General features: G+C 66.8%; 1 protein-coding gene. It reads left to right on the plus strand.

The window, feature by feature from the left end:
• Positions 1-331: 331 nt before the first annotated feature.
• The coding region (locus AB0F44_RS30435) for an alpha/beta hydrolase family protein (RefSeq protein ID WP_357361127.1) at positions 332-1,024 on the plus strand (693 nt) is incomplete at its 3' end.

Consider the following 1,024-nt stretch of genomic DNA (forward strand, 5'->3'; position numbering starts at 1 on the left):
GGCGTGAGCTGTGGCCCGATGCCGAGTCGTCGACGTCTCGGCACCACAAGAGAAGAGACGGATTCCGTCGGTCCAACTCATCGGGCGCCGGTCAGTATTCCGGGCGGGTACGACACAAATCACCCGGTTTTTCCGTGACGCGTCGACGGGGGCGTCATGAAAATCGCAGGTCAGCGGGATATCCAAGCTGATCTCACGGTAGATGGTGAGCCTGGTCACTGCCCGATTCCGGCTCGTGTCGCCTCGGTGTGTTCCCGGGCGTGGATCTCCGATCGCGGGGTATACCGGATTGGTGACTGCATCGAGAACGTGGCTTGCTGTGGTGTGCGCGATGGTTGCTGTGCTCGGGGGTGGGGTGGCGTCAGCCGAACCGGGGGCCTACGTGGCGGGGGAGACGCCTTTGGGTGGCAGGTCCGCCCAGCTCGATGTGTACTCGCCGGCGATGGGGCGGGTGATCCAGAACAAGGTGATCAAGGCGGCGGGGGCGGGGGCGCCCACGCTGTATCTGCTCACCGGGGCCGGCGGCGGGGCGGACGGGATCTCCTGGTGGGACAACACCGACGTACGCAACTTCTTCGCCGACAAGTTCGTGAACGTGGTGATGCCCGTGGGCGGGGCGTACACGTTGTACACCGACTGGGTTTCCGATGATCCGGGAGTCGGCCGGGTGCGGTGGGAGACGTATCTGACGCAGGAGTTGCCGGGGGTGATCGACGGCGCGCTCGACACGAGTGGGCGCAATGCGATCGCCGGGGTGTCGATGAGCGCGTCGTCGGCGCTGGATCTGGCGATCCGGAGTGGATCGCGGTTTTCCGCGGTGGCGGCGCTGAGTGGTTGCCCGTGGGCTGCGGATCCGCTGGGGATCGCGATGGCCAGCGCACAGGCGGTGCGTGGTGGCGGGAATCCGGGGAATATGTGGGGTATTCCCGGTGGGCCGGGGTGGCGCGAGCACGACGTGTTCGCCAACGCGGGGCGGCTCGCGGGCAAGACTGTTTTCCTGTCGGCGGCGACAGGGGTTCCCGGT

It is taken from the genome of Nocardioides sp. NPDC023903 (assembly GCF_040639295.1).
Lineage (GTDB): Bacteria > Actinomycetota > Actinomycetes > Propionibacteriales > Nocardioidaceae > Nocardioides.